This is a genomic window from Streptomyces sp. NPDC031426, from assembly GCF_055581585.1.
This window is the reverse complement of the sequence record NZ_JBVIJE010000016.1, coordinates 1-21,988: the sequence shown is the minus strand read 5'-3', so window position 1 is coordinate 21,988 and position 21,988 is coordinate 1. Positions and strand designations below refer to the sequence as shown.

Annotated in this window: 18 protein-coding genes and 1 rRNA gene; 8 read left to right on the top strand and 11 right to left on the bottom strand. The window is 71.4% G+C overall.

What is annotated here, in order from left to right; all coding sequences use genetic code 11:
- Window positions 1-167 precede the first annotated feature (167 nt).
- Both ACZ5NH_RS28970 and ACZ5NH_RS28965 read right to left on the bottom strand, forming a co-directional pair.
- Window positions 168-836 (bottom strand): HAD family hydrolase, encoded by a 669-nt coding sequence (locus ACZ5NH_RS28970; protein ID WP_388627254.1) that lies wholly within the window; start codon window positions 834-836, stop codon window positions 168-170.
- Between the two features lie 67 nt (window positions 837-903).
- A complete protein-coding gene (locus tag ACZ5NH_RS28965) occupies window positions 904-1,416 on the bottom strand; it encodes a DUF6912 family protein (protein ID WP_450985039.1) in 513 nt (170 codons plus the stop codon).
- Between the two features lie 328 nt (window positions 1,417-1,744).
- Between ACZ5NH_RS28965 and ACZ5NH_RS28960 the strand changes: the two genes are divergently transcribed.
- Entirely contained in the window at window positions 1,745-2,269 is a 525-nt protein-coding gene (locus tag ACZ5NH_RS28960) for an Rv3235 family protein (protein WP_468779310.1), read from the top strand.
- 67 nt (window positions 2,270-2,336) lie between these two features.
- Here the strand turns inward: ACZ5NH_RS28960 and secA are convergent, their stop codons facing one another.
- Window positions 2,337-5,147 (bottom strand): preprotein translocase subunit SecA, encoded by a 2,811-nt coding sequence (gene secA, locus ACZ5NH_RS28955; RefSeq protein ID WP_468779308.1) that lies wholly within the window; start codon window positions 5,145-5,147, stop codon window positions 2,337-2,339.
- A gap of 263 nt (window positions 5,148-5,410) precedes the next feature.
- Here secA and ACZ5NH_RS28950 point away from each other — a divergent pair, with 263 nt between their 5' ends.
- On the top strand, window positions 5,411-5,980 hold the full coding sequence (locus ACZ5NH_RS28950) for a GNAT family N-acetyltransferase (RefSeq protein ID WP_388627247.1): 570 nt from the start codon (window positions 5,411-5,413) through the stop codon (window positions 5,978-5,980).
- 52 nt (window positions 5,981-6,032) lie between these two features.
- Window positions 6,033-7,208, top strand: coding sequence for a winged helix-turn-helix domain-containing protein (locus tag ACZ5NH_RS28945; RefSeq protein WP_468779306.1), 1,176 nt, complete (start codon window positions 6,033-6,035; stop codon window positions 7,206-7,208).
- Window positions 7,209-7,211: 3 nt separating this feature from the next.
- Here ACZ5NH_RS28945 and ACZ5NH_RS28940 read toward each other — a convergent pair whose 3' ends face one another.
- From ACZ5NH_RS28940 to mtnA, 7 genes are all read right to left on the bottom strand, one after another.
- Window positions 7,212-7,958, bottom strand: a complete 747-nt coding sequence (locus ACZ5NH_RS28940; RefSeq protein WP_388627244.1) for a response regulator — start codon at window positions 7,956-7,958, stop codon at window positions 7,212-7,214.
- A gap of 204 nt (window positions 7,959-8,162) precedes the next feature.
- The gene (gene hpf, locus ACZ5NH_RS28935; RefSeq protein ID WP_388627242.1) at window positions 8,163-8,855 is read right to left on the bottom strand and encodes a ribosome hibernation-promoting factor, HPF/YfiA family; all 693 of its coding nucleotides are present in this window, start codon (window positions 8,853-8,855) and stop codon (window positions 8,163-8,165) included.
- Between the two features lie 312 nt (window positions 8,856-9,167).
- Complete coding sequence (locus ACZ5NH_RS28930; RefSeq protein ID WP_468779303.1) at window positions 9,168-10,004, bottom strand: ComF family protein; 837 nt, start codon at window positions 10,002-10,004, stop codon at window positions 9,168-9,170.
- 119 nt (window positions 10,005-10,123) lie between these two features.
- Window positions 10,124-11,965 carry an LpqB family beta-propeller domain-containing protein gene (locus tag ACZ5NH_RS28925; RefSeq protein WP_468779301.1) on the bottom strand — a complete coding sequence of 614 codons (1,842 nt, stop codon included), beginning with the start codon at window positions 11,963-11,965 and terminating at the stop codon, window positions 10,124-10,126.
- Window positions 11,955-14,048 (bottom strand): MtrAB system histidine kinase MtrB, encoded by a 2,094-nt coding sequence (gene mtrB / locus ACZ5NH_RS28920; RefSeq protein WP_468779299.1) that lies wholly within the window; start codon window positions 14,046-14,048, stop codon window positions 11,955-11,957. The genes ACZ5NH_RS28925 and mtrB overlap by 11 nt, the downstream gene beginning before the upstream one ends.
- A gap of 1 nt (window position 14,049) precedes the next feature.
- A complete protein-coding gene (gene mtrA / locus ACZ5NH_RS28915) occupies window positions 14,050-14,739 on the bottom strand; it encodes a two-component system response regulator MtrA (RefSeq protein ID WP_191870552.1) in 690 nt (229 codons plus the stop codon).
- Between the two features lie 119 nt (window positions 14,740-14,858).
- Entirely contained in the window at window positions 14,859-16,001 is a 1,143-nt protein-coding gene (gene mtnA / locus ACZ5NH_RS28910; RefSeq protein WP_468779297.1) for an S-methyl-5-thioribose-1-phosphate isomerase, read from the bottom strand.
- Between the two features lie 140 nt (window positions 16,002-16,141).
- On the opposite strand from mtnA, the gene ACZ5NH_RS28905 reads away from it, so the two are divergent.
- Genes ACZ5NH_RS28905 through ACZ5NH_RS28885 form a run of 5 tightly spaced genes read left to right on the top strand, consistent with a single transcriptional unit; the run spans window position 16,142 to window position 21,809 of the window.
- Window positions 16,142-17,527 (top strand): DUF7847 domain-containing protein, encoded by a 1,386-nt coding sequence (locus tag ACZ5NH_RS28905; RefSeq protein ID WP_468779295.1) that lies wholly within the window; start codon window positions 16,142-16,144, stop codon window positions 17,525-17,527.
- A 4-nt stretch (window positions 17,528-17,531) separates the two neighbouring features.
- Window positions 17,532-18,317, top strand: a complete 786-nt coding sequence (locus ACZ5NH_RS28900) for a DUF4129 domain-containing protein (RefSeq protein ID WP_468779293.1) — start codon at window positions 17,532-17,534, stop codon at window positions 18,315-18,317.
- The gene (locus ACZ5NH_RS28895; protein WP_468779291.1) at window positions 18,314-19,510 is read left to right on the top strand and encodes a DUF4350 domain-containing protein; all 1,197 of its coding nucleotides are present in this window, start codon (window positions 18,314-18,316) and stop codon (window positions 19,508-19,510) included. Before ACZ5NH_RS28900 ends, ACZ5NH_RS28895 begins: the two co-directional genes overlap by 4 nt.
- Window positions 19,510-20,499 (top strand): AAA family ATPase, encoded by a 990-nt coding sequence (locus ACZ5NH_RS28890; RefSeq protein WP_468779484.1) that lies wholly within the window; start codon window positions 19,510-19,512, stop codon window positions 20,497-20,499. Before ACZ5NH_RS28895 ends, ACZ5NH_RS28890 begins: the two co-directional genes overlap by 1 nt.
- A complete protein-coding gene (locus ACZ5NH_RS28885) occupies window positions 20,499-21,809 on the top strand; it encodes a DUF58 domain-containing protein (protein ID WP_468779289.1) in 1,311 nt (436 codons plus the stop codon). Before ACZ5NH_RS28890 ends, ACZ5NH_RS28885 begins: the two co-directional genes overlap by 1 nt.
- 91 nt (window positions 21,810-21,900) lie before the next feature.
- On the opposite strand, the gene rrf is transcribed toward ACZ5NH_RS28885, so the two are convergent.
- A 5S ribosomal RNA gene (gene rrf, locus ACZ5NH_RS28880) occupies window positions 21,901-21,988 on the bottom strand; the annotation flags it as partial.

Genomic DNA, 21,988 nt, shown 5'->3' with positions numbered 1-21,988 from the left:
CCACCGGGCCGACGCACCTGCGTGGCTCGGGCAGTCGTGCCGCTGGGCGGCACGGGTGGGGGCAGCCGCACCCCGCCGGCGCGGCAAGCGAAACACCCGTCGCCCAGCGGCAGCACCCTGCGCCCTGCACCCCGCCACAGCACAGAGCACCGCCACCGCACCCACGGCTACGCCGCTATTCGCTGCGCTTCCTCCACCGCCTCGGCCAGCGTGTCCACCACCGGCACCCCCACTTCCTCGAGACTCGCCCGGCTGTGCGACCCCCCGGTGTACAGCACGGCCCGCGCCCCCACCCACCGCGCCGCGACCGCGTCATCCGCCGCGTCCCCGATCACCACGGTCCGCGCAGGCTCCACGACCCCGTCCAGCGCCTCCAGATGCCGCACCATGTGTTCGGCCTTGCTCCCCCCGGACGGCCCCGTACGCCCCTCGACCCGCAGAAAGTGCGCCTCGATCCCGAACCCGCGCACCAGCGGCACCAGTTCCTCGTGCACATACATGCTCAGCAGCGACTGGCTGTGCCCCGCCGACCGCCACCCCGCGAGCAGCTGCTCCGCGCCCTCGGCCAGACCACACCGCGCCCGGTGCTCGGCGTAGTACCGGTGGAAGACCCCGTCCATCAGCTCCCACTCGGCATCGGTCGGCAGCCGTCCGATCAAGCGCTCGTAGAACTTCGGCACCGGCACGCAGTACAGCGACCGGTACTGCTCCAGCGTGATCGGTTCGAGGCCCAGCTCGGCGAAGGCCGCGTTCGTCGCCCCGATGATCGCGTCATTGTCGTGGAACAACGTGCCGTTCCAGTCCCAGACGATGTGCGAACTCCCCTTCATCCCCATGCCAGAAACCGTACCCGCCCCCACTGACAACGAGGCGGGCCGGTGAATCCGCCCAGGTCGGATCGGGTCAGGCGAGTCCGACGAGGTTGGGAATCTCCTGCGAGGCGTACCACAGCAGCTCATGATCGTCCGCGCCGTCCACCACGAACTGCGCGTCGTCGTCCCCACCGTCGGCCGCCTCCAGCGCCTCCGCCGCAGCGGCCACGTCCTGCTCCGCGTCATCGGCGTCGACATGCACCGCGGCCGCCTTGGCGAGCGGCACGGACACCGTCACGGTCACCTCGCCGAGGGCGGACGGGTCCAGCCCACGGTCCGGGTCGACGCTCGCGGCGCCGTCGGCCACGTCCACCGCGACCACGACCCGGCGCCGTACCGCACCCCGGTCCGCAGCCAGCAGCCGCAGGGAGGCCAGCGCGGCCCGGCTGAGCGCCGCGTACTCCAGCTCCTCGATGTCCTCGGAGAGGTACCACTCGCGCAGCGCGGGCGTGACGGCGTACGCCAGGAACGGGCCGCTCCCCAGCTCGCCCGTCTTGTGCGCCTCGGCGAGACCGGGGAGGGTCAGGGGGACGTAGACGCGCATGCTGGCCGCTCTTTCCTGCTCAAAGGCTCCGCTGAGGCCCCGGGAAGGCCGGTTGCCGCGTCTCCCGAGGGCCTACAGGATACGTGCGCCGGTCCCCTTTCGGGTCTGTGCCCAGGCCGCGGGAGCCGTCCATTCCAGGCCTCGGATTCACCCGGTACACCCGCCGCACCTCGGCGTCCGGAGCGCCCCGCACCCCTCGGATAGGTGAACCTTCCCGCACCTTCCGAGCCCTCCCCGCCCTGCTTGCCACCCCGCCAGCCGCCCCCGTACAAGATCCCCACCAGCTGGTTACCGCCCGGTATCACCGGGCCCGCCGAACGGGGATCCCATGAACAAGGTCATGAGCCGCACCGCGCCTCAGACGACGAACCGCGCGCCGCACCCGCGCCACCGCCCGCCGACCCGGCACGACACCCGCCGCCCGGGCGGCGCCCCACCCCGGAAGCCGTCGATCAGGGGTAGGCACGCCATGCCACCGGCCGCGCCCCGAAACGCCGACACGGCCCGCACAGCGCCGGAGACCGTCCTGCCCCCGGTACGCCCCACCGACCTCTTCGCCGACCGTCTGCTGGCCGTCCTGAGCGGTCAGCGGCCCGTCCACTGGATGCTCCGCCACACCGCCGGCCGCGCCTACGACGACCTGACCCGCCTCGCCGAACGCAGCCCCCTGCGCACCCGCGGAGCCCGCCCCGTCGTCCACGACATCGGCTACTACGTCCCCAGCGAGGGAGCCCTGGAGGTCTTCGCCCGCATCGCCGCCGGCAACCAGCTGCGCGCCCTCGCCTTCCGCCTGGAACGCGGCCACGACCTCCGCTGGCGCTGCACAGCAGTGGAGACCGGCCCCCGCCCCTAGCAGCAGAAGGGCCGGGTCCCAAAGGAACCCGGCCCTTCACACACGGCTGAAGCGCCGCGGGCAACCGCTACTTCTTACGGCGCCGCCCGCCCTTGGCCTGCCGCCGCCGCTCCGCCCGCGTCAGCCCGTCCGCCTCGGACCGCACCGGCTCGTCGTCCTCCAGGTCGCGCTCCACGATGCCGCCCTCACCGTCGACGGTCGGCGCCGAGAAGTGCAGATCCCTCCGCTGCGGAACGTCCAGCCCCTTCGCGCGGATCTCCGGACGCGCCCCGGCCTGCGCCGGAACCGTCTCCGGAACACCTTCGCCGACCGGCTCCGCGGCCTCGACCGGGACCTCCTCGACCTGCTGCTCGACCTGGACCTCCAGGTTGAACAGATAGCCGACGGACTCCTCCTTGATGCCGTCCATCATCGCGGTGAACATGTCGAAGCCCTCACGCTGGTACTCGACCAGCGGGTCCTTCTGCGCCATCGCGCGCAGGCCGATGCCCTCCTGGAGGTAGTCCATCTCGTAGAGGTGCTCGCGCCACTTGCGGTCGAGGACCGACAGCACGACCCGGCGCTCCAGCTCACGCATGATCTCGGAGCCGAGCTGCGCCTCCCGGGCCTCGTACTGCTCGTGGATGTCGTCCTTGATGGACTCGGAGATGAACTCCGCGGTCAGACCGGCCCGGTCGCCGGCGGCGTCCTCCAGCTCCTCGATGGTGACCTTCACGGGGTAGAGCTGCTTGAACGCGCCCCACAGCCGGTCCAGGTCCCAGTCCTCGGGGAAGCCCTCGGAGGTCTCCGCGTGGATGTACGCGTCGATCGTGTCGTCCATGAAGTGCTGGACCTGCTCGTGCAGGTCCTCGCCCTCCAGCACGCGCCGGCGCTCGCCGTAGATGACCTCGCGCTGCCGGTTGAGGACCTCGTCGTACTTCAGAACGTTCTTACGGGTCTCGAAGTTCTGCTGCTCGACCTGCGACTGCGCGGACGCGATCGCGCGCGTGACCATCTTGTTCTCGATCGGCACGTCGTCCGGCACGTTGGCCATGGACATCACGCGCTCGACCATCTGGGCCTTGAACAGGCGCATCAGGTCGTCGCCGAGGGAGAGGTAGAAGCGGGACTCGCCCGGGTCGCCCTGACGGCCGGAACGACCGCGCAGCTGGTTGTCGATACGCCGGGACTCGTGCCGCTCGGTGCCGAGGACGTAGAGGCCGCCGAGCTCCTCGACCTCCTCCTTCTCGGCCTTGACGGCCTGCTCGGCCTTCTCCAGCGCGGCGGGCAGGGCCGCGGCCCACTCCTCGATGTGCTCCTCGGGGTCGAGGCCGCGCTGGCGCAGCTCCGCCTCGGCGAGGTCCTCGGGGTTGCCGCCGAGCTTGATGTCCGTACCACGACCGGCCATGTTGGTGGCCACGGTCACCGCGCCCTTGCGGCCGGCCTGCGCGACGATCGACGCCTCGCGCTCGTGGTACTTGGCGTTCAGCACCTCGTGCTGGATGCCGCGCTTGCTGAGCTGCTGCGAGAGGTACTCCGACTTCTCGACGGACGTCGTGCCGACGAGGATCGGCTGGCCCTTCTCGTGCTTCTCGGCGATGTCGTCGACGACCGCCTCGAACTTGGCGACCTCGGTGCGGTAGATCAGGTCCGACTGGTCCTTGCGGACCATCGGGCGGTTGGTCGGGATCGGGACGACGCCGAGCTTGTAGATCTGGTGGAACTCGGCGGCCTCGGTCATCGCCGTACCGGTCATGCCGGACAGCTTCGAGTAGAGGCGGAAGAAGTTCTGCAGGGTGATCGTGGCGAGCGTCTGGTTCTCGTCCTTGATGTCCACCCCTTCCTTCGCCTCGATCGCCTGGTGCATGCCCTCGTTGTAGCGGCGGCCGGCGAGGATACGGCCGGTGTGCTCGTCGACGATCATGACTTCGCCGTCGAGGACGACGTAGTCCTTGTCGCGTTTGAAGAGTTCCTTGGCCTTGATGGCGTTGTTCAGGTAACCCACGAGCGGGGTGTTCACCGACTCGTAGAGGTTGTCGATGCCCAGCCAGTCCTCGACCTTGCTGACGCCGGCCTCGTGGATGGCGACCGTGCGCTTCTTCTCGTCGACGTCGTAGTCGCCGGTCTCCTCCATGCCCTTCAGCGGGTTGCCCGCCTCGCCCCTCTTCAGGCGCGTGACCAGCTTGGCGAAGTCGCCGTACCACTTGGTGGCCTGGTCCGCCGGGCCCGAGATGATCAGCGGCGTACGGGCCTCGTCGACGAGGATGGAGTCGACCTCGTCGACGATGGCGAAGTTGTGTCCGCGCTGGACGAGCTCGTCCTTGGACCACGCCATGTTGTCGCGCAGGTAGTCGAAGCCGAACTCGTTGTTCGTGCCGTAGGTGATGTCGCAGTTGTACTGCTCGCGGCGCTGCGCCGGGGTCATGCTGGCGAGGATGCAGCCGACACTCAGGCCCAGGAACTTGTGGACGCGGCCCATCATCTCGGAGTCGCGCTCGGCCAGGTAGTCGTTGACCGTGACGATGTGGACGCCCTCGCCGGACAGGGCGTTCAGATACGCGGGCAGGGTGCCGACGAGGGTCTTGCCCTCACCGGTCTTCATCTCGGCCACATAGCCGAGGTGGAGGGCGGCGCCACCCATCAGCTGCACGTCGTAGTGCCGCTGACCGAGGGCGCGCTTGGCGGCCTCGCGCACGGTGGCGAAGGCCTCGGGGAGCAGGTCGTCCAGGCTCTCACCATCGGCGTACCGCTGCTTGTACTCATCGGTGAGGGCCCGCAGCTCGGCGTCGGAGAGGTTCACGAAGTCCTCTTCGATGGAGTTGACCTGGTCCGCGATGCGGTGCAGCTTGCGCAGGATCTTGCCTTCGCCTGCACGCATGATCTTCGAGAGGACGGACACGGGGGTTTGTCTCCTTGCCGGTCGGGCCTGGGACGGTCGGTTTCCATTTGACGTACTGAGCAACGGCCATCGTATGCGAGACCCCGGCTGGGCCGGGAGGCCTGGCGGTGCGACGGCTGCTTCGTGGCTGCTTCATCCCGGACAACGGACGGGCCCCACGGATAGTGCCGCATCCGCGCGAGGAATTGCGCGAACTGTGATCACGCGCTCACATATAGCGAAAACCGATGGCTCGGCCGCGTATCGCCGAGCACAATCAGCCGATGGAACCCGTCACACTCACCACCGACCGCCTGATCCTGCGCACCGTCGGCCCGCACGACACCCAGGCGGTCCACGACGCCGCGCAGGACCCCGAGATCCAGCGCTGGACCACGGTGCCCTCGCCGTATCTGCCCGAGCACGCGAGCGGCTTCACCGAGCAGCTGGTCCCCGACGGCTGGGCGGAGGGTTCGATGTTCACCTTCGGTGTGTTCCTCACCGGTGGGGAACTCGCCGGCATGCTCGGTCTCACCATGCGCTCGCTCGGCGTGGCGGAGGTCGGCTTCTGGGCGGCCAAGGAGCACCGCGGCCACGGTTACGTCACCGAGGCCACGCTCACCGCCTGCCGGTGGATCTTCACCGAGGTCGGCGTCGACCGGGTCGAATGGCGCGCCGAGGTCGGCAACCGCGCCTCCCGAGCGGTGGCGGAGCGTGCGGGGTTCACCATCGAGGGCACCCTGCGCTCCGCGCTCAACAACAAGGGAGTGCGCCGGGACTGCTGGGTCGGCTCCCTGCTCCCCTCGGACCTGGGGCTGCCGTCCACGGCGCCGTACCTGCCCGCCCGCGGCTAGCGAAGCCGCAGCTCACCGCGGACTGTCAGTGGCACCCTCTATCGTCCGGGCCATGACGACCCTTCCGCGCCCGACCACCACTCTCACCGCGGACGACGCCCGCCGTATCGCCCTGCGGGCCCAGGGCTTCCTCGGCGCGCCCGACCGGCGGGCCGGAGTCCGCGGCGTGCTGCGCCACCTCGGCGCGGTCCAGCTCGACACGATCTCGGTCCTCGCCCGCTCCCACGAACTCGTGCCGTACGCCCGCCTCGGCGCGGTCGGCCGCAAGACGGTCGAGGCCACCTACTGGACGGGCACCCACGCCTTCGAGTACTGGTCGCACGCGGCGTGCATCCTGCCCGTCGAGGAGTGGCCGCACTTCGCCTTCCGCCGCCGCGCCTACCGCAACCGCCCGCACTGGAACCACGAGCTGCCCGAGGGTGTCTACGACCTGGTCATCAAGCAGCTGCGCACGGAAGGCCCGCTGACCTCCACGGAGCTGGGCGGCGCGAAGAAGACGAGCGACTGGTGGGACTGGTCGGGCACCAAGGTCGCGGTGGAGCGCGCGCTGATGTACGGCGAGGTGGTGTGCGTCGAGCGGCGCGGCTGGAAGCGGGTGTACGACCTCGCCGAGCGCGCGGTCCCGGAGGCGCTGCTGCACGACGAACTGGACGACACCGAGTGCCTGCGCCGGCTGGTCCGGCTGGCCGGCGAGTCCCTCGGTGTCGGCACGCGCGCGGACATCGCCGACTACCACCGCCTCAAGGGCGAGCAGGTCGACGCGGTGATCGCCGACTCGGGTCTGGTGCCGGTCGAGGTCGAGGGCTGGGGGAAGCCGGCCTGGGCCGATCCGGCGGCCCTGGCGACTCCGCCGCGCGGCCGGCACCGCACCACCCTGCTGTCGCCGTTCGACTCGCTGATCTGGGAGCGGGCGCGCACGGAGCGGATCTTCGGCTTCACCCACCGCCTTGAGGCGTACGTGCCCAAGCCGAAGCGGGTCCACGGCTACTTCGCGATGCCGGTGCTCGCGGGCGGCCGGCTCATCGGGCGGGTGGATCCGGCGCGCGAGGGCCGCACGCTGGTGGCCAGGCAGGTCACCCTGGACGGCCCGAAGGCGGTCGCTGCGGTCGCCGAGGCCCTGGTCGAGGCGGCGACCTGGGTGAACTGCACGGACGTCCGGGTGGAGCGGGTGGACGCGCCCGGTCTGCGCGAGCCCCTGACGAGGGAACTCGCCGGCCTGCTCGGGTAGGCGCTAGCGGATCTCGAGGATCTTCTCCCGCATCGCGTAGACCACGGCTTCCATCCTGGAGTGCAGCTGGAGCTTCTCCAGGATGTTGCGGACGTGGTTCTTCACGGTGTTCTCGGAGATGAACAGCTCCTTGGCGATGTCCCGGTTGTTCATCCCGGTGGCGACGAGCTTGAGCACCTCCAGTTCCCGGTCGGTCAGCCGCGGCGCGGGCACCAGCCGGCGCTCGTCGGTGCGCTGGATCATCGACTTGAACTCGGTGAGGAGCTTGGACGCCATGGACGGGCTGATCTGCGACTGGCCGTCGGCCACCGCGCGAATGGCGGTCGCCACCTCGTCCGTGGAGATCTCCTTGAGAAGGTACCCGGTCGCGCCCGCCTTGATCGCGTCGTAGAGGTCGGCCTCCTCGTCGCTGATCGTCAGCATGATGATCTTGGCGCTGGGGGCGACCTCCTTGATGGAGGTGCAGGCCTCGATCCCGCCGCGCTTGGGCATGCGGACGTCCATCAGCACGATGTCGGGCAGCAGATCGGCGGCCTTGTCCACGGCCTCGGCCCCGTCACCGGCCTCGCCGACGACCTGGATGTCCTCCTCGGCCGCGAGCACGATCTCCAGGCCGCGCCGGAAGAGGGCGTGGTCGTCCACGACCAGGACCCTGATCGGCTCCGCGCGAACGGAGCCCGCATCCGTGCCCATGCCGATGACACCGTCGTCGCCATCCTCGTCCCGCATCGGTCCGAAGGTGTCCGCCATCGTTCCTCCCCCTGAAGGCTGTGGCCTGTGGTCCTGTGCCATCGCCAACCCAAGGCAACGGCCCACCGGTTGGGCCGGTCCGGCCATGATTCCATGCCCGGACGGCACCGGGGTGACGAGCGAGGCGCGAACTGGTCGCACACAGGTGCCCCTGGGGGCGCACACGCGCTTCCAGGGGCACCGGCTCGACGTGGGCCGGATGGGTCAGCCGCCCAGCGTGCCACCTGCCGCGGGATGCTGCGCCTCAGCGACCATCGGGTCCGTGCTGAGGTGGATCACGCCGTAGTCGTAGGCGTGCCGCCGGTAGACGACGCTGGGTTCCTTCGTCTCCGCGTCGACGAACAAGTAGAAGTCGTGGCCGACCAGTTCCATCTCGTAAAGGGCCTGGTCGAGGCTCATCGGAGCGGCGACGTGCGTCTTCTCGCGGACGACGAGGGGGCCTTCTCCCTTGACCTCCAGCGAGCCGATCTTCTTCGTCGGCACTCCGTCCGTCTCTTCCTCCTGAGCGGGGAGGCCGTTGCCGTTCAGCGTCGCCGCGCCCGGCACGTGGTCGGGAACCTCGGCCGCCGAGATCCGGCGTGCGCCTCGGCGGGAGAAACGCTTGTCGTGCTGCTTGCGCAGCCGGGCGTCCAGCTTCTCCGCCGCCAGGTCGAGTGCCGCGTACGGGTCGCTTGCCGCTGCCTCCGCCCGGATCACCGGACCGCGAGAGCGGAGCGTGATCTCCACTCGGTCACAGCGGTCGGCCTGTCGGGGGTTGGGCTCCTTGGACACCTCGACGTCGAGGCTGATCACCTTGGCATCGAGCCTCTGGATCTTCTCCAGCTTCAGCTTCTCGGCCACGTGCTTGCGGAACCGCTCGGGCACCTCGGTCTTGCGGCCTTTGACGACGATGTCCACGCAGAACTCCGTTCCCGGATCGCTCCGCTCCGTCGGCGGAGCATCTCCCTTTTGCACCAGATCCGGTGAGCACCGGACCTCGGACTCGGTGACTTCCACCTCCTCCTCCCCCAAGGGCGAGATCTGCACCCCATCGCCACGGGTGATTGCCGAAAACCCGTGGCACGGCATTCCGATATGAGAGGTGTGGCCTGCGCCTTTCCTCACAACCGAACATATCTCGCCCGGACGGATGTCGTCACCCTCTACTCCGGCGTACCTCCGTTCAGGTGAATTACCCCTCCCGCTACCTGCAACGATGCAAGTCAGCGATCAGTTCCTGTTCATTTCGAAAGAATCCAGCGGGGCGGCGATCACGGCCGCATGGAGCGCATGCCGGAGAGTGTTCACAGCCGCCTTTTCCGGTGCACCATGCACCCACTTCCCACTCTCCCATCGTGCTCCGATCCGTCGTTCATCCCTTCCTTCCCGAGTTACGGCTCTGTACACGACTGTTCTCACTCCAGTTCCCTCCTCTGCCACCTCCCGGACAGCCCGCGCCGCCTCCGCGAGGCTGGCGCCCGTCGTGATCAGGTCGTCGACGAGCACGACGTGTCCCGCGCCGAGCAGCCGGCCACCGCCCGCCGTCACCTCCAGCGCACCCGTGAGGTTCGCCAGGCGCCGCCGAGCGTCCAGCCCGGCCTGGTCCGCCACCGGCCGCCGCTGCCGCAGCACGGCCGCCACCCTGGCCGGCGTACCGGTGCGCCGCAGCTCCCCGGCCGCCGCGAGCGCCATCCGCCGCACCGGATCGTGCCCGCGCGCCCGCACGGCCCACCGCGCGGAGGGCACGGGCACGAGCAGCACGGGCCCGAAACCGGCGTCGAGCCCCGCCCGCACGGCTCGCGCCAGGGCCGCACCCAGTGCTCCCGCGAGGGCCAGCGCGCCCCGCTCCTTGTGCGCCAGAAGCAGCGTGCGCACCTCCTCCGCATACGGAGCCACGGCATGCACCACCGGCAGCCCGGCCGGCTCCGGCACCGGCCGCACCCGCCGTGGCGCGCGCCCGCACAGCGCGGCCCGGCACCGCGGGCACAGCACCGCACGGGGTGCTCCGCAGCCCGCGCAGTCGGTCGGCAGCACCAGGTCGGTGAGGTCCTGCCACCACCCCCGCATGTCCACCACTGTGCCAAGGCGGAAACGGCCCGGCCACCCCTGTGGAAAACGCCCTGTGGACAACCCGGGGAAACGCGCACCGCCCCTCACCCACACGGGGAAGGGGCGGTGCGTGACGCTCAGCCCGGATAGACCGGCGCCGTCCCGTCCTTGTCGACCTTCTGCCACTGCGACCCGGAGGGCAGCCGTACGATCCCGTCGTCCTGTGAGGAGGCCACCAGCGGCACCCGCTCGTCCTCGGACGCGGCGATCGACTTCACGCCTGTGAGCGCGCCCGGTGCCGGACCGTCGAGCGTGGAGCCGTCGACCTGGACGTACCGCATCTGCAGCACGCCGCCCTGCTCCCGGCCGGCCACGAGCAGCCTGCTGTCCCCGGCCCACGACAGGGCGCTGACCTGCTCCAGGTCGGGCGCGGCCGACCGCAGTTCGACCACCGACGTGTCCTGCCCGGTGCCGTCGTCGCGCTGGACCCGGCCGATCAGCAGGGACTGCTTGCCGTCCTTCTTCTCCACGACGAGCGCGATCCGCACGCCGTCGGCGGCGACCCGTGCGTCCGTGATCCGGCCGGGCAGGTCCGGGACCGCGACCTCCTCCGGTTTGGCGGCGCCCTGCTGCAGCACGTACAGCCGGGGACGGCGCGGGTCCCGGTCGGCCATCCACAGGTCGCCGCGGGCGTCCCAGCTCGGTGTGGTCAGCCGCTCGTCCAGGGTCGCACCCTGGCTGGTCACCAGGGCCTGACCCAGCGAACCGCCCGACGCCAGCGACGTCACGTACAACGACTTCCCCTGGTCGCCGACGCCGGCCGCGCTGTGCTCGTCCCGCGACACCGCGACCGACTCGAACGCCTTGCCGCCCTCGCCCAGCGGACCCGGCACCGGTACGGCGCTGGTGGTGGTGCTCCCGGTCGGCATCCGCACCAGCCGGTGCTTGCCGTCGAGGTAGTACAGGTTCTCGGGGCTCTTGGCCGACCCGTGCCAGGCGGTGGCCTCGGCGCGCTCCTCGCTCAGGTCACACAGCCGGTGGCCGCCGACGCCCTGCAGCTCGACGGACTCCAGCGTCGGCGCCAGATTTCGCAGTGTGAACAGCAGCTGCGTCGCCATCTCGGTGCACTTGGTCGCCGCGGCCTGGGACTCCTTGAGGTTCAGCGGCACGGTCAGCTTGTTCTGGTCGTCCGGAGCCAGCCCCGACACGTCCTTCTGGAGGGCCGTACCGGTCGGGAAGCTGGACCTGACGACCGGCCCGAGCCAGCGGGTGGGGCCGGTCAGCAGCGAGCGGACCATCTGCGTCATCGGGTCCACCTTGCTGCGCACGAACACCGGATCGGCGACCGCCACCGGCTCCCCCGCGGACCCCACCGCCGTGTCGGAGGCGAAGTAGTACTTGTCGACGGGCGTGTAGTTGCGCTGGAAATCCGACTTGCCCATGACGACCCCGTCGGGCAGCGCATCGATGCGCCACTGGCCGTTCTTGGGGTCCCGCGTCAGATGCACCTTCTTGCGGTAGGAGCCGCCGACCGGCTCGTACGCCTGCTGCGCGTCCACGGTCGCGACCATGCTGCCGGCAAGGACACAGGTCGCGCTGCCCGCCCGGTCCGGCCCCGCGCCCGGCCGGCAGTCGGGCTCGATGCTCGGCCCGTTGGCGAGGACCGTGGTCGACTGCTCCGGCCGCCAGGTGTGCGCCGCGTCGGGCGTCAGGTACTTGCGCGCCGTGTCGTACGCCGGGTCGTCGCTGGTCAGCGCCTCCAGAAAGCCCTGCATGATCTCGGCGGGCCCGGCACCCTCGGCCGGCGGCATGGCGAACACCCGGACCCCGGTGTCCTGCCGCGGCGTGGACTCCACGTTCCGCAGGTCCCCGCTGTCCGGCATCGAGGCGCACCCGGCCAGAAGTACCGTCCCCAGGGCGGCGTAGGCCAACGCGCGTCCCGGCCGCGGCCGGGCGCCCCCCTTGCGGTCAGCGCCCACGAAATGCCTCCCCTGGCTCGGTCGAGTCCTCCTTGTCGGCCGCATCCGGCCGGGCCGCGCCCCCATCGGGTGCCGGACGCGTGGTGGGCCTGTCGTCCGCACGCCGTGCGCCACCGGTGGGCCGGGGTACCACGCGTGCGCCGTTTCCGTTGCCGGGCAGCGCGGCCGGACCGGCGGTGGGCCCAGCAGGGGCGCGCGGCGGCAGCGCGGGCGCCTGGGCGCCGCTCTGCTGCACGGGAACGGTCGCCCGCTTCTCCTCGCTTCCGCCGGGCAGACCGGCCTCGTCGAGGCCGCGGTTGCGGCGCGAGTCCTTGGGCTCCAGCGGTATCGGCGAGCCCCGCAGCGGCTCGTCCGCGGTCCTGGGCAGCGTCAGCCGGAACTGGGAGCCGCCGCCCGGCTCGCCCCAGGCCTGCAGCCAGCCGCCGTGCAACCGCGCGTCCTCCAGCGCGATCGACAGCCCGAGGCCCGTACCGCCGGTGGTACGCGCGCGTGCCGGGTCCGCCCGCCAGAAGCGGCTGAACACGCGCGTGGCCTCGCCCGGCTTGAGTCCCACGCCGTAGTCGCGCACCGCGACGGCGACCGCGCCGCCCGCCGCAGCGAGCTTGACGACGACGTCCCTGCCCTCGCCGTGCTCCACGGCGTTGACGACGAGGTTGCGCAGCACGCGCTCCACACGGCGGGGGTCGGCCTCGGCCACGACGGGCTGCTGATCGCCGACCACGCGTATGTGCGTGCCCTTGCGCTCGGCGAGCGGCTCGGCGCCGCTGACCACACGCCGGACGACCTCCCGGAGGTCTATCGGCTCGGCCTCCAGGGCCGCCGCGCCCGCGTCGAAGCGGCTGATCTCCAGCAGGTCCGCGAGGAGCGACTCGAAGCGGTCCAGCTGGTCGGCGAGCAGCTCGGCCGAGCGCGCGGTCACCGGGTCGAAGTCCTCGCGTGCCTCATGGATGACGTCGGCGGCCATGCGGACAGTGGTCAGCGGGGTGCGCAGCTCGTGCGAGACGTCCGACACGAACCGGCGCTGCATCCGCGACAGGTCCTCCAGCTGCTGGATCTTCACCTGGAGGTTCTGCGCCATCTTGTTGAAGGCCTCGCCCAGTCGGGCGATGTCGTCCTCGCCGGTGACCTTCATCCGCTCCTGCAGCCGCCCGGCCGACAGCCGCTCCGCGATCCCGGCCGCCATCCGCACCGGCGTGACGACCTGGCGCACCACCAGCCAGGCGATGGCCCCGAGCAGCACGACCACGAACAACCCCGCGGTCGCCAGAGTGCCCTTGACCAGGCTCAGGGACTTCTCCTCCTGCGTGAGCGGGAAGAGGTAATACAGCTCGTACGGCCGCCCGTTGGGGTCGTTGACCTGCTTGCCGATGACCAGCGCCGGCTGCGACTCCTTGCCGTTGGCATAGACGATCCGGGTGTAGCTCTGGGCGGCCGTCGTACCGCTGTTGACCCGTTCACGCAGGTCGTCGGGGATGCTGGAGGTCGGGTTGACGTTCCCGGAACCGCGCGGGCTGCGGCCGCCGCCGCTGTCGTCGCCGACGGGCAGCGTGACGACGTCGAAGGCGCCCGCGCCGCCGCTGGACAGCGACTCCACGAGGTCGCTCATCCACTGGATGACGTTCTGAGACTGCCGGCCGTCCGCGGTCGCGGTGCCGTCGGCGGTGCCGCTGCCGGCGGCCGCACCCGTACCGGCGCCGCTGGCCGCCTCGTCCGCCTTCTGCTTGGCCACCGCGAAGCCGCCCGTGGCCTGGCTCTGCGAGGCCCTCACCTTCGCGTCCAGCAGGCCGTTGCGCACCTGCCCGATCACGACGAAGCCCAGCAGCAGCACGACGCCCAGGGACATCACGAGCGTGGTGGCGACGACCCGCAGCTGGATGTTGCGCCGCCACAGCCGCATCACCGGCAGCAGCGGACGGCGCACCCAGCGCAGCAGCAGCCTGATGACCGGACTGCCCTGGACCCCGCCCTCGAGCAGCCCGCCCTCGAAGAGATTCCTGAACCGGGCACCCGCCGTCCGGCCGACAGGCCGCCCCGGACGGGCCCCGGACCGGCCGGGTGCCGAAGCGGCGCTGTCCCCGGACATGTCAGCTCGGCCCCGCCTTGTAACCGACACCACGGACGGTCACCACGATCTCGGGCCGCTCCGGGTCCTTCTCGACCTTGGAACGCAGCCGCTGGACGTGCACATTGACAAGCCGGGTATCGGCGGCGTGCCGGTAGCCCCACACCTGCTCCAGCAGCACCTCACGGGTGAACACCTGCCACGGCTTGCGGGCGAGCGCGACCAGCAGGTCGAACTCCAGCGGGGTCAGCGCGATCGACTGCCCGTCCCGCTTCACCGAGTGCCCGGCCACATCGATGACCAGGTCACCTATGGTCAGCTGCTCCGGCGCCGGCTCCTCCGACCTCCGCAGCCGCGCCCGGATCCGGGCGACCAGCTCCTTCGGCTTGAACGGCTTGACGATGTAGTCGTCGGCGCCCGACTCCAGGCCCACGACCACGTCGACGGTGTCGCTCTTCGCCGTGAGCATCACGATCGGCACCCCGGACTCGGCCCGGATCAGCCGGCACACCTCGATGCCGTCCCGACCGGGCAGCATCAGGTCGAGCAGGACCAGATCCGGCTTGGTCTCCCGGAAAGCGGCCAGCGCCTTGTCGCCGTCGGCTACGAAAGACGGCTCAAAACCTTCACCACGCAGCACGATGCCGAGCATCTCGGCCAGTGCGGTGTCGTCGTCGACGACAAGGACTCGTCCCTTCATAAACGACATCATCCCATTCTCATAACAGCGACAGGCGCCCTGGTGAGGGAGGTCACTGGCCGGTGACGATAGTCGTACGGAGCCGTCACTGTCTGCCCCCGTCCGCCGACCGTCGAGCCGGCATCAGCCCATCAGCTGGTCGTCACCTGGCGCGACCTGGCACACAGCTCCGCGAGAGACTCGGCCGTCACGGGTGAGACGGCACCCTCCTCGGTGACGATGGCCGTCACCAGCTCGGGCGGCGTCACGTCGAACGCCGGGTTGTACGCCTGGGTCCCCAAGGGCGCCACCGGCACCCCGCCTCCCGCTCCCGTCACCGGCACCTGAGGCGCCGCTATCTCGGTGACCTCGAAGCCGGGCCGCTGCTCGACCTCGATGGACGCCCCGTCGGGGGTGCCCGGGTCGACCGTCGTCACCGGAGCCACCACGATGAACGGCACATGGTGGTACCGCGCCAGCACGGCGAGCGGATAGCTCCCCACCTTGTTCGCCACCGAGCCGTCGGCCGCGATCCGGTCCGCCCCGATCAGCACCGCGTCCACCTCGCCGGCCGCGAGCAGCGAACCCGCCGCGCTGTCGGTGAGCAGGGTGTACGCCATGCCCGTGCGGGCCGCCTCGTACGCCGTGAGGCGCGCACCCTGCAGCAGCGGACGCGTCTCGTCCACCCACAGCCGGCGCAGCCGCCCCTCGCGGTGCGCCTTGAGGGCCACCGCGAAGGCCGTGCCCTCACCCCCCGACACCAGCGAGCCGCTGTTGCAGTGGGTGAGGATCCGGTGCCCGCCGCCGGGCACCAGTTCGTCCAGCAGCGCCAGTCCGTGAGCCGCCATCCGGGCGCTGGCCTCGGCGTCCTCCCGGTGCAGCGCCCGCGCCGCGGCCAGCGCCGCCGTCGCCGCCTCGGTGGGATCGCCGCTCTTCGCCAGCCCGGCCTGATACGCGGCCTGGGCGCGGCGCACGCCGACGGACAGGTTCACCGCGGTGGGCCGGGCGCCCTCGAGGGCCTGCGCCGCCTCGGCCACGTCGAATCCGCGCGCGGCGGCGAGCGCGACACCGTACGCCCCCGCGATCCCGAGCAGCGGCGCCCCGCGCACGGCGAGCGAACTGATCGCCTCCACCAGCGCCGGCGCGTCCGTGCACACCAGCTCGACCTCTTCGGCCGGCAGCCGGGTCTGGTCGAGAAGCACGACCACCGGGCCTTCGGGTGGTTCCTCCCATCGGATCGCAGGTATCTCGGTCGGCCGCTTGTCTCCGTCGGTTCGCGCCTGCTGATCAGCCATGCGGTCAGTCTGCCCCGGATCCGGCGGACAATTGAAGGCATCCAGCGCCCACCGCGGCCGGTCCCTTGATGACCACCCCATGGCACGATGGCTGCCAACCTGACGCGGCGACCGCGGACGGGCACCGAGAAGGAGCTTCGATGACAGACACTCCGGGCTGGGCCTCGCCCGGAACCGCCCCGGCGAACGAGGGGCGGGAACCCGGCGCGTCCGGTCCCGCCGAGCCTGCCGACGGCCCCGGCGAAACCGCACCCCCGGCGCAGCCGCATGCCGACGCGCAGGGCCCAGGCGGAAAGTGGTCCAAGGAGCAGCCGCCACCCGGCCAGTGGTCCGCGCCCACCGGTGCCCCCGGCGCCCACCAGACCCCGCCACCCTCGCCGCCAGGCCCGGGCTGGACCGGACAGCCGCCCGGCGGATACGGCGGGTACGGCGGCCCTCCCAGCGGATACGGCGGCGGGTACGGCGGCCCTCCCGGCGGCTACGGCAACCCCGGCGGATACGGAGCCTGGGGCGGCGGCTGGGGCGGTCCCCCGCCCGCGGCCAAGCCCGGCGTCATCCCGCTGCGCCCGCTCGGCGTCGGCGAGATCCTCGACGGCGCCGTCTCCACCATGCGCACGCACTGGCGCACGGTCCTCGGCATCTCGCTGGCGGTGTCCCTGCTCCTGAACACCAGCATGGTCCTGCTGCAGGGCCTCGTCCTGAACGACACCACCGTCCAGACGACGATCAACGACCCGAACAACGCCAGCCCCGACGAAGCGCTCCACGCCCTGCACGAGACCATGATCGGCACCGGCATCGTCTCGGTGATCCGGACGGTCGCCATCATCCTTTTGACCGCCCTGCTCACGACCATCACCAGCCGGGCCGTCCTCGGCAGGTCGATCACCGCCGGCGAGGCCTGGCGCGAATCCCGCCCGCAGATCCTGAAACTCCTCGGACTGCTCATTCTGCTCGGCCTGATCTTCGCCGGTGTCGTGGTCGTCGGTGGACTGCCCGGCCTCCTCCTCCTGCTCTCCGGCAACAGGAACGGCGGAGCCGCCCTGCTCGTGCTCGGCTTCCTCGCGGCCACCGTCGTCGCGATATGGCTGGGGATCCGCTTCTACCTGGCCGCGCCCGCTCTGATGCTGGAGCGGCAGGGCATCGTGAAGTCCCTGAAGCGCTCCGCGAAGCTCGTCCGCGGCTCCTGGTGGCGCACCTTCGGCATCGTGCTGCTCACCCTGCTCATCACCGTCATCGTCGCGTCGGTCATCTCCATCCCCTTCGCCCTCATCGGGGCCGCCGCCAGCGGCGACAGCACGAGCGACGTGCTCGGTACCAGCGGCGGGCACATCGGTTGGACCGCCCTGATCATCCGGGGTATCGGCGCCCTGATCGGCACCACGCTCACCCTGCCGATCAGCGCGGGCGTCACCGTGCTCCTCTACATCGACCAGCGCATCCGCCGCGAAGCCCTCGACCTCGAACTGGTCCGCGCCGCCGGTGTCCAGAACACCGCCGGGCCCGGCCCCGTCCCGGGGAGCTGATGCGGTGAGTCTCACGGGGGGAGTGCTCGCGGCGCCGGCCCCGTCCGGCGCCGGCGGCACGGTCGTACGAGGCCTGCTGCGCGCGGCGGACACGGCCGTCCGCGCCGCAGGCGGCTCGGGAGACGAGCCGCCCCTGACCATCCCGCGTGATCCCGCGCGGGAGGCGGCACGCCGCGAACTGTCCAAGCGGCTGTACCACGAGAACGAACCCGGGCTGTTCCAACGTGCCCTGAACGCCTTCTGGGACTGGCTCGGCCGGCTGCTCGACTCGGCCGCCTCGGCGACACCCGGCGGCACGATCGGCCTGGTCGTCGTGGTCCTGTTCGTCGTCGCCGTCCTGGCCGCCCTGTGGTGGCGCCTGGGCACCCCGCGCCGGCAACCCACCTCCTCCTCCGCCGCCGCCCTGTTCGACGACCGCCCCCGCAGCGCCGCCGAACACCGCGCGGCCGCCGAGGCACACGCGGCCCAGGGCCACTGGAACCAGGCCGTGCAGGAACGCATGCGTGCCATCGTCCGCTCCCTGGAGGAACGCACTCTGCTCGACGTCCGCCCGGGCCGCACCGCCGACGAAGCGGCCGCCGAAGCCGGCCGGTCCCTGCCCGCACACACCGACCGACTGCGGGCCGCGGCCCGCGAGTTCGACGATGTCACATACGGCGGTCGCAGGGCGACCGAGCAGTCGTACCACCGCATCGCCGAACTCGACCGTGACCTGGAACGCGCCAGACCCGCCCTCACCCACAGCACCACCAGCACGGCCCACACCGCCCACCAGGGGGCCGCCGAGTGACCGCCGAGGCCGCGCTGCCGACGACCTCCACCGCGCCCACCACCCGCCAGGTATGGACGCGCGCGCGAGGCATCGCACTCGCCGCCGTGCTGATCCTGGTGGCGGCCGTCGCCATGGCGGCCGTACGCTCCACCGTCCGGCACGGCGCACTGGACCCGCGCTCCGCCGACCCCTACGGCAGCCGTGCCGTCGCTCAACTCCTCGCCGACCGGGGCGTCGCAACGCGCGTGGTCACCTCGCTCGGCGCCGCACGGGACGCCGCTGGGCCGGACACCACTCTTCTGGTCGCCGCACCCGACTTCCTGACGGACCGTCAACAAGCCCAACTGCGCGCGGTCACCGCCACCTCCGGCGGGCGCACCGTCCTGGTCGCGGCGGGCACCCCCTCCGTCGAACGGCTCGCCCCGGGAGTCACCGCAGACCCCGCCACCAGCAGCGCCACCACGCTCGCCCCCCACTGCACCCTGCCCGCGGCCCGGCGCGCGGGCAGCGCCGACACCGGCGGCATCCGCTACACCACCACCCGCCTCGGCGCCGACCGCTGCTACCCCAGTGCGCGCCTCGCCACCCTGCTGCGCATCCCCGAGACATCCGGGAGCGGCGACACCGTCGTGCTCGGCGCGCCCGACATCCTCTACAACGACCGCCTCGGCAAGGAGGGCAACGCCTCGCTCGCCCTCCAACTCCTCGGCTCCCGCCCCCATCTGGTCTGGTACCTCCCCTCGCTCTCCGACACCTCGGCCACCGGCACCGGCGACCAGAAGAACTTCCTCGACCTGCTCCCCTCGGGCTGGCTCTGGGGCACCCTGCAGCTCTTCATCGCAGCGGTACTCGCCGCCTTCTGGCGGGCACGCCGCTTCGGCCCCCTCGTGCCCGAAAGACTCCCCGTCGCGATCCGCGCCTCCGAGACCGCCGAAGGACGAGCCCGCCTCTACCGCAAGGCCGACGCCCGCGACCGCGCGGCCACCGCTCTTCGCTCCACCACCCGCACCCGCCTCGCCCCCCTCGTCGGCATCCCCGTCACCCAGGCGCACACGCCCGAGGCCCTGCTCCCCGCCCTGTCCGCCCACCTCACCGGCGAACAACAGGCCCTGCACTCGCTCCTCTTCGGACCGCCGCCCGGCGACGACGCGGCTCTCATCGCACTCACCGACCAACTCGACGCCCTCGAAAGAGAGGTACGCCGTTCATGATGGACCCGACCACTGACAACGCCGGGAACACCGGGGATTCGGGCGCCGCCCGAGCCTCCCTGGAGGCCCTGCGCTCCGAGATCGCCAAAGCCGTGGTCGGCCAGGACCCCGCCGTGACCGGCCTCGTCGTCGCCCTCCTCTGCCGCGGACACGTTCTCCTTGAAGGAGTCCCCGGAGTCGCCAAAACGTTGCTCGTCCGCGCCCTGGCATCCGCACTCGAACTCGACACCAAACGCGTCCAGTTCACTCCCGACCTGATGCCGAGCGACGTCACCGGATCCCTCGTCTACGACACCCGCACCGCCGAGTTCTCCTTCCAGGAGGGCCCGGTCTTCACCAACCTCCTGCTCGCGGACGAGATCAACCGCACCCCGCCCAAGACCCAGTCCTCCCTCCTCGAAGCCATGGAGGAGCGCCAGGTCACGGTCGACGGCACCCCGCGCCCGCTCCCCGAACCGTTCCTCGTCGCCGCGACGCAGAACCCGGTCGAGTACGAGGGCACGTACCCCCTCCCCGAAGCCCAACTCGACCGTTTCCTGCTCAAACTGACGATCCCTCTGCCGTCCCGCCGGGACGAGATCGATGTCCTGACCCGGCACGCCTCGGGCTTCAACCCGCGCGACCTGCGCGCCGCCGGCCTGCGCCCCGTCGCCGGCCCCGCCGACCTGGAAGCGGCCCGCGCCGCCGTCGCGAAGACGACCGTGTCCCCCGAGATCACCGCCTACGTCGTGGACATCTGCCGCGCCACCCGTGAGTCGCCCTCCCTCACCCTCGGTGTCTCCCCCCGCGGCGCCACCGCCCTCCTGGCCACCTCGCGCGCCTGGGCCTGGCTCACGGGCCGCGACTATGTCATCCCCGACGACGTCAAGGCCCTCGCCCTGCCCAGCCTGCGGCACCGGGTCCAGCTGCGCCCCGAGGCCGAGATGGAGGGCGTGACGGCGGACTCCGTCATCAACGCCATCCTCGCCCACGTCCCGGTCCCCCGCTGATGGCACTCACCGGACGCGCCGCCCTCCTCGCGGCCCTCGGTTCGATCCCCGTCGGCATCCTGGAACCCGGCTGGACGGGCATCCTCGCGGTCAACGGCCCCCTGGCCCTCGCCTGCGCCTGCGATTACGCGCTCGCCGCCCCCGTACGACGCCTCGTCCTCTCCCGGTCCGGAGACACCTTCACCCGCCTCGGGGAGACCGCCGACGTCACGCTCACGGTCACCAACCCGTCCCGCCGCCTTCTGCGGGCACGGCTGCGTGACGCATGGCCACCGAGCAGCTGGGAGCCGGGCACCGAGATCGAAGCCTCCCGGCACCGACTGACCGTCCCCCCGGGCGAACGCCGACGCGTGACGACAAGGCTGCGCCCCACCCGCCGCGGCGACCGCCACGCCGACCGCGTGACGATCCGCTCCTACGGCCCCCTCGGACTGTTCTCCCGCCAAAGCGCCCACAAGCTGCCCTGGTCCGTACGAGTTCTGCCCCCTTTCACCAGCCGAAAGCATCTCCCGTCCAAACTCGCCCGATTGCGTGAACTCGACGGCCGCACCAGCGTGCTGACCCGCGGCGAGGGAACGGAATTCGACAGTCTGCGCGAGTACGTCCCCGGGGACGACACCCGCTCGATCGACTGGCGAGCCACCGCCCGCCAGTCCGCCGTCGCCGTCCGCACCTGGCGCCCCGAACGCGACCGTCACATCCTGCTCGTCCTGGACACCGGTCGCACCTCCGCCGGCCGCGTGGGCGACGCACCGCGCCTCGACGCCTCCATGGACGCCGCACTCCTCCTCGCGGCCCTGGCATCCAGGGCCGGCGACCGCGTGGCACTCCTGGCGTACGACCGCCGGGTGCGGGCCCTGGTCCAAGGCCGCTCGGCAGGAGACGTACTGCCGGGCCTGGTGAACGCGATGGCACCGCTGGAACCGGAACTCGTCGAGACCGATGCTCGGGGCCTCACCGGCGCAGCTCTGCGTACGGCCCCCCGCCGATCCCTGATCGTGCTGCTCACGACGCTCGACGCGGCCCCCGTGGAGCAGGGTCTGCTCCCCGTGCTTCCGCAGCTCACTCAGCGGCACACCCTTCTGGTCGCTTCGGTGGCCGACCCACACATCGCCCGCATGGCAGAGTCCCGGGGCAGCGCGGAGGCGGTGTACGAGGCAGCGGCGGCGGCTCAGGCGCAGAGCGAGCGTCAGCGCACGGCTGAGCAGCTTCGACGGCACGGTGTGACGGTTGTGGACGCGACGCCGGAGGATCTGGCGCCGGCACTGGCGGATGCGTATCTGGCTCTGAAGGCGGCGGGCCGGCTCTGATCCGCCCTGGCTCTGCCGCCCTTCGGGGTATTGCGGGTCCCCTAAACGCAGAAAGGCCCACGCCATCCGGCGTGGGCCTTTCCCAAGAATTGTTCGGCGGTGTCCTACTCTCCCACAGGGTCCCCCCTGCAGTACCATCGGCGCTGTGAGGCTTAGCTTCCGGGTTCGGAATGTAACCG

What these genes read in the sequence shown, in the direction of transcription:
- ACZ5NH_RS28970 (WP_388627254.1), bottom strand. Translation starts at nt 836, where the DNA reads ATGGGGATGAAGGGGAGTTCGCACATCGTCTGGGACTGGAACGGCACG.
- ACZ5NH_RS28965 (WP_450985039.1), bottom strand. Translation starts at nt 1,416, where the DNA reads ATGCGCGTCTACGTCCCCCTGACCCTCCCCGGTCTCGCCGAGGCGCAC.
- ACZ5NH_RS28960 (WP_468779310.1), top strand. Translation starts at nt 1,745, where the DNA reads ATGAACAAGGTCATGAGCCGCACCGCGCCTCAGACGACGAACCGCGCG.
- ACZ5NH_RS28950 (WP_388627247.1), top strand. Translation starts at nt 5,411, where the DNA reads ATGGAACCCGTCACACTCACCACCGACCGCCTGATCCTGCGCACCGTC.
- ACZ5NH_RS28945 (WP_468779306.1), top strand. Translation starts at nt 6,033, where the DNA reads ATGACGACCCTTCCGCGCCCGACCACCACTCTCACCGCGGACGACGCC.
- ACZ5NH_RS28940 (WP_388627244.1), bottom strand. Translation starts at nt 7,958, where the DNA reads ATGGCGGACACCTTCGGACCGATGCGGGACGAGGATGGCGACGACGGT.
- ACZ5NH_RS28930 (WP_468779303.1), bottom strand. Translation starts at nt 10,004, where the DNA reads ATGCGGGGGTGGTGGCAGGACCTCACCGACCTGGTGCTGCCGACCGAC.
- mtrB (WP_468779299.1), bottom strand. Translation starts at nt 14,048, where the DNA reads ATGTCCGGGGACAGCGCCGCTTCGGCACCCGGCCGGTCCGGGGCCCGT.
- mtrA (WP_191870552.1), bottom strand. Translation starts at nt 14,739, where the DNA reads ATGATGTCGTTTATGAAGGGACGAGTCCTTGTCGTCGACGACGACACC.
- mtnA (WP_468779297.1), bottom strand. Translation starts at nt 16,001, where the DNA reads ATGGCTGATCAGCAGGCGCGAACCGACGGAGACAAGCGGCCGACCGAG.
- ACZ5NH_RS28905 (WP_468779295.1), top strand. Translation starts at nt 16,142, where the DNA reads ATGACAGACACTCCGGGCTGGGCCTCGCCCGGAACCGCCCCGGCGAAC.
- ACZ5NH_RS28890 (WP_468779484.1), top strand. Translation starts at nt 19,510, where the DNA reads ATGGACCCGACCACTGACAACGCCGGGAACACCGGGGATTCGGGCGCC.
- ACZ5NH_RS28885 (WP_468779289.1), top strand. Translation starts at nt 20,499, where the DNA reads ATGGCACTCACCGGACGCGCCGCCCTCCTCGCGGCCCTCGGTTCGATC.